Source organism: Desulfurivibrio nitratireducens, from assembly GCF_044068515.1.
In the GTDB taxonomy this organism is placed as follows: domain Bacteria; phylum Desulfobacterota; class Desulfobulbia; order Desulfobulbales; family Desulfurivibrionaceae; genus Desulfurivibrio.
In genome coordinates this window covers 21,767-27,766 of the sequence record NZ_JBIPKI010000034.1, presented here as the reverse complement: position 1 = coordinate 27,766, position 6,000 = coordinate 21,767, and the positions used below count along the sequence as shown (strand labels likewise).

The following is a 6,000-nucleotide window of genomic DNA, read 5'->3' as shown; positions in this document are numbered from 1 at the left end:
CCGTCTCCCCCCGGCCCGGCCCGGCCGTGGTCGATCCCGCCGCCTTGGCCTTGCCCTTGAGTCCGGAGTTGGCGGCGGCAGCGGAACTAGAAAGGGCCTGCACCCGCTGCGGGGCTTGCGCGGCCCGCTGCGCCTTTCTCCAGGAAAACGGCCTGCCGGGGGAAATCGCCGCCGCTCTGCAGGCCGGCCGCTGCGATACCGATCCCTTCACCTGCAGCTTGTGCAACCTTTGCGGGGCGGTCTGCCCGGAAAAGCTGGAGCCGGGGGCCATGTTCCTGGCCATGCGGCGCCAGGCCGTGGCCCGCCGGGCCGTCAATCTGCGGCCCTATCGCCCGCTGCTGACATATGAAAAACTGGGCAACTCGCGCCTGTTGGCCTGGCAGGGGCTGCCAGCCGGATGCCGCCGGGTCTTCTTTCCCGGTTGCGCCCTGCCCGGCAGCCGGCCGGAGAGCACCCTGGCTCTTTATCGGCGGCTGCGGAAGGAAATACCGGATCTGGGGATAGTGCTGGGCTGTTGTGCCAAGCCGTCCCACGACCTGGGCCGTCAGCAGCATTTTCAGCGGAAATTCGGCGAAATCCGTCAGCGGCTGCTCGGCGCCGGAGTCGAGGAAGTGCTGGTGGCCTGTCCCAACTGCCACAAGGTTTTCAGCCAGTACGGCGGGGAACTGAAGGTAATCAGCGTTTGGGAAGTGCTGGCGGGGGAGGGCCGGGCCAAGCCGGCGGGGCAAGGGGAGGCCGCGGTCTTGGCTGATTCCGGGGGAGAAACCAAACCAGCGGGTCCGGTGGTGACCGTCCATGATCCCTGCCCGCTGCGCGGCCAACCCGGATTACGGAGGGCGGTGCGCCGCCTGCTGGCCCGGGAGGGCCTGGAAGTCCGGGAAATGAAGGCCAGCGGCGGCAAGACCCTCTGCTGCGGCGAGGGCGGGGCGGTGGGCCTGGTCCGCCCCGATCTGGCTGCCAACTGGGGCCGGATGCGCTACTGCCAGGCCGACAAAATGGCCGTGGTCACTTACTGCGCCGGCTGCGCCGGTTTCCTCCAGCGGGCCGGCCTGGCCCCCATCCACCTGGCCGACCTGCTCCGCGACCCGGCCGCCGCCCTGGCCGGGCAACTGCCCGTCGCCAAGTCCCCCTGGACCTACCTAAACCGCCTCCGCCTAAAAATCACCTTAATAAAAATTGGGGTCAGACACCCATTTATTGTTTTGCGGGTTTGTCTCATTTGCCTCTAGAGTCACCAATAAATGGGTGTCTGACCCCAATTTTTTACCTCGGCAGGAAACCAACCCCCGGACCGCAAGTAAAACTTGCAGCAGTGCCGCAGATTCGGGCAAGCGGACCGGCGCCGCGTAGTTCGCTACGCAAGTCGGTCCGATCGCCCGAAGATGCGGTGCTGCTGCAAGTTTTACCGGGGCCGAAGCATGTAGAGGGTGGGCACCAGCACCAGGGTGATGAAGGTGGAAAACAGTACTCCGAAGCCCAAACTGATGGCCATGGGGATCAGGAACTGGGCCTGGACGCTGGTTTCCAGGATCATCGGGAACAGGCCGAAAAAGGTGGTCAGCGAGGTCAGCAGGATCGGGCGGAAGCGGCGGCGGCCGGCGTCGATCACCGCCTGGCGTCGTAAAAAATTGGGGTCAGACACCAATTTATTGTTTGGCGGGTTTGTTTCATTTGCCCCTTGCGTCATCAATAAATTGGTGTCTGACCCCAATTTTTCTTCCAGGTTGCGGTTGATCCGGTCGATCAGCAGCAGGGAGTTGTTGACCACCACTCCGGAGAGGGCGACGATCCCGAACAGGCTGAGGATGCTGAGGTTGTAGCCCAGCAGGCCGTGGCCGATCAGGGCCCCGACGATGCCGAAGGGGATGGCGGCCATGATGATCAGCGGCTGGCCGTAACTGCGCAGGGGGATGGCCAGCAGGGCGAAAATGGCGAACATGGCCAGCAGAAAGCCGCTGGCCATGCTGCCCATGGAGTCGCGGCGCTCCTTTTCTTCGCCCTCGAGGTCGTAGCTCAGGCCGGGGAAGTCGGCGACCAGCCGGGCCAGGCTGTCGCGCTTGAGGGCCTCGAGGATTTCTTCGGCGTTGGCCCGGCGCTCGTCGACGCTGGCGGTGACGTTGACCACCCGCTTGCGGTCATGGCGGTTGATGGAGGCAAAACCCCGGCCCTCCTCGACGTAAGCCGCCTGGGGCAAGGGCACTTCCCCGTCGGCCGGGGTGCGGATCATCATCCGTTCCAGGTTCCAGACGCTGCGCCGCTCCTCCTCGGGATAGCGGACCATCACCTTGACCTCGTTGCGGCCCCGCTGCAGGCGCAGGGACTCGGCTCCGAAAAAAGCCCCCCGGACCTGGCGGCCCAGGTCTTCCTCGGTAACCCCCAGACTGCGGGCCTCGGGCCTGAGCCGCAATTTCAGCTCGCGCTTGCCCTCGGGGAAATTGTCGGCGATGTCGCCCACCCCGGGATAGCGGGCCAGGTCTTCCTTGAGCCGTTCGCGGGCGATCAGCAGGGTGTCGAAGTCGTCGTGGGAAAGCTGGACATCGATGTTGGCCCCGAAGCGGATCAGGTTGGTGGTGAAGGTCAGGGAGCGAACCCCGGGAATTTCCCCCACCAGCTCCCGCCAGCGGGCGGCGACCTCAGCCGCCGGCAACTCGCGGACCTCGGCGGGCTGGAGGATCAGGGCGGTATTGGCCAAGTGGGTGCCGGTATCGGTGGCGCCGCCGCCGGGACCGCCGGCGGCGATGGTTCCGCCCACCACCGAGTAGAGGTGGCGGAAAATGGTGCCTTCCGCCCTACGGGCATCAAATTCGGCCACCGCCACCCGGGCCTGCTCGACGAGTAAGGCCTCGATCCGGGCGGTTTCCTCCACCAGGGTGCCCTGGGGCATTTCCAGCTCGACCAGGATCAGGTCCCCCTCCACCTCGGGCATGAAGCGGAACTTGATGATCCCGCCGCCGACCACCCCGCCGGCGGCCATCAGCATGACCAGGGCCAGGGCCAGGGTCAACCCCCGGTAATTGAGGCAGAACTCGAGGGTGCGGCGATAGGGGCCGTCGATCAGCCAGCTCAGGCGCCGGTTGACCAAATGGTGGAAGTGGAGATAGCGTCGCAGCCCCGGCGCGGTCGCGGCCTGGTCCCCGTTTTCCTCGCCGCCGCCGGCGGTTTCCGGCCCGGCCCCGGTCTTCAGCCGCCCGCTGCGGCCCAGCAGGGCGGGCAGAACAAAGAGCGACACGATCAGGGAAACGATCAGGATGCTGATCACCACCAGGGGGATCGCCCGGATGAACTTGCCCATGGTGCCGGTGATATAAAGCAGGGGCAGAAAGGCCGCCACCGTGGTCAGCACCGAAAAGACCACCGGCACCGCCACCTCCCAGGTGCCCTCGATGGCCGCCTTGAGGCGTTCCTTGCCCCGGCTGCGGTGCTCGTGGATGCTCTCGCCCACCACCACCGAGTTGTCCACCACGATGCCCAGGGCCATGATGAAGGCGAACAGCGACATCATGTTGATGGAGACATTCAACGTGGGCATGAAGAAAAGAGCCCCGAGAAAGGCCACCGGCAGGCCCAGCATCACCCAGAGGGCCAGCTTGAACTCGAGAAAGAGGCTGAGAATGGCGAAGACCAGGAAGAGACCGATGGCCGCGTTCTTCAGCAGCAGGTTGAAGCGGCTCTGGAGGATCTCGGAATTGTCGTTCCAGAGGGCCAGATCGAGCATCGGCCCCTCCGCGCCGCCTCCCCAGGCGGCCGGGGCGGGATTGCCGTCGGCCGCAGCCGGCAGGCCGGGGCGGCGCTGGGCCACGTAGTCGCGGACGGTATCGGCGATTTCGGAGGGCTTCTGCTCTCCGACCCGGAAGACCTGGACCATGGCAGCGGGCTGGCCGTTGAAGCGGCTGATCAGGTCGATGTCCTCGAAGCCGTCGATGATGGTGGCGATCTCGCCCAGCCGCAGCAGGGTGCCGTCGGCCGCCGCCTTGACCACGATATCGCTGTATTCCGGGCCGAAGTAGCGGCGCTCCTTGGTCCGCAGCAAAATTTCGCCGCCCTCGGTCTTGATGGCCCCGCCGGGAATGTCCTGGGAGGCCCGCCGCACCGTGGCCGCCACCCCTTCCAGGGTCAACTGGTGGCGGCGCAGCATCTCCTCGGGGATTTCAATGGAAATCTCGTAGGGCCGCACCCCCACCAGTTCCACCTGGGTGATGCCGGGCAGGGCCAGGAGATCGTCGCGGATCGCCTCGGCCCACTGGCGCAGGGTCAACTCCGAGGCCCGGCCGTACACCACCACCGAGATGACTTCGTTGCGGATCAGGGCCTTGCTGATCACCGGCTTTTCGGCGTCGATGGGGAAGGTGGTGATCCGGTCGACTTCGCTCTTGATGTCCTGGAGGATCTGGTCGGCATCGGCCCCGGTATCGACCACGGCGCTGACCGTGGCCATTCCCTCGGCGGCAGTGGCGCTGATTTCCTTGATCCCGTCGATGCTGCTGATGTTCTCCTCGATCTTGAGGATGATCCCCTCTTCCACCTCCTCGGGGCTGGCCCCGGGGTAGCTCACCGTGATCACCACCCGGTCCAGGGCGATTTCCGGAAAGACCTCCTGCTTGACGTTGAACGCCAGCACCAGGCCGCCCAAGGCGAAGAACAGCATCAGCAGGGTGGAGGCCACGTAGTTGCGGGCCATCCATTCGATCTGCCGGTTCATCGCGGGCCTTCCCCGGCGCGGCCGGGTGCCGCAGTGGCTTCGGCGGCGTTATTCTGCTCGGCTTGGCCCTGGTCGGCGGCCGACTCTTCGTTGTTGCGGCCGTTGAGACGCAGGGCCAGGCCTTCCACCGCCCCGGCCAGGTCGGTGACGATGACCCGGTCGCCGGGGTTCAAGCCGGAGTCGATCACCACCAGATCCCGCTCTTCGCGGACGATGCCCACCGTTTGCATCCGCAGATGCTGGCGGTCGTCCAGCAGCCAGACCGTGTTGTTTTCCCGGATCAGGCGGCGGGGCAGGGTGAAGACCTCCTCCAGCCGGGGACCGGCCAACTCCACGGCCACGAACATGCCCGGCAGCAATTCGATGGGGGGTTTCTCGGTCAGTTGCAAACCGAAGGGATCGGCCACCGCCACCACCGCCCGCACCATCCGGCCCTGGCTTTCAACCTCGCCCAGGGTCCGGCGCAGATGGCCGGGCCACTGGTAGTTGAGACCGCCGGCAACAATGGTCACCCGGGCCGGCGAGCCGTCGCGCTCCTGGCCGGGGGCGGGCAGGTCGAGCCAGGGCAGTTCGGCCGGGGGCAGGGGAACCACCACCTCGGCCTGATCGCTGCCGGTCAGGGTGGCGACGTTGCTGTTGGCGGGGATGAACTGGCCCATTTCCAGGCGGCGCTCGCGGATCCGGCCGTTGAAGGGGGCCCGGATGGTGGTGCGCTCCAGATTGAGCCGGGCGGCGGATAAATCGGCCTGGGCGGCGGCCAGACCGGCCCGGGCTTCCAGCAGTTGCGGTTCATGGAGGACCAGGGGATTGGGCGGTTCGGCCGCCGGATCTTCTCCCCGGAAGCGTTCCCATTCCAGCCGGGCGATGGCGGCCCGGCTTTCAGCGTCCACCAGCCGGCCCTCGGCCCCGACCACTGCCGCTTCGGCCCGTTGCCGAGCCAGTTCGTAATCGGCGGGGTCGAGGCGGAAGAGCAGCTCGCCGGCCTTGACAAAGCCCCCGGCGATGAAATCCGGCCCCAGTTCCACCACCTCTCCGGCCACCCGGGGCACCAGGCTGATTTCCCGCTGGGCCTGGACGGTGCCGCCGGCCTTGACCAGCACCTGGTGGGGGGCGGGCTGGACTTCAAGCACCTCCACCAGCGGCCCCAGGTCCACGGTTTCCTGCAATTCCGGGGGCTGGCGCTTGCTCAGGAGGGCCTGCAGCAGGACAAAGCCCAGCAGCAGCACCACCACCGGCAGGACATATTTGAATATTTTTTCGCGGGAGAGCATGGCGGATTTTCCAGTTCAGGCAGGGTCGCT

Annotated in this window: 3 protein-coding genes; 1 reads left to right on the top strand and 2 read right to left on the bottom strand. The window is 66.4% G+C overall.

The genetic code is table 11. The features are described from left to right. On the top strand, positions 1-1,229 hold a 1,229-nt coding region (locus tag ACHHTY_RS08940), incomplete at its 5' end, for a (Fe-S)-binding protein (protein ID WP_395493767.1). A 173-nt stretch (positions 1,230-1,402) separates the two neighbouring features. Here ACHHTY_RS08940 and ACHHTY_RS08935 read toward each other — a convergent pair. After that, positions 1,403-4,699 carry an efflux RND transporter permease subunit gene (locus ACHHTY_RS08935; RefSeq protein WP_395493766.1) on the bottom strand — a complete coding sequence of 1,099 codons (3,297 nt, stop codon included), beginning with the start codon at positions 4,697-4,699 and terminating at the stop codon, positions 1,403-1,405. Further along, a complete protein-coding gene (locus ACHHTY_RS08930) occupies positions 4,696-5,970 on the bottom strand; it encodes an efflux RND transporter periplasmic adaptor subunit (RefSeq protein WP_395493765.1) in 1,275 nt (424 codons plus the stop codon). Before ACHHTY_RS08930 ends, ACHHTY_RS08935 begins: the two co-directional genes overlap by 4 nt. Positions 5,971-6,000 lie beyond the last annotated feature (30 nt).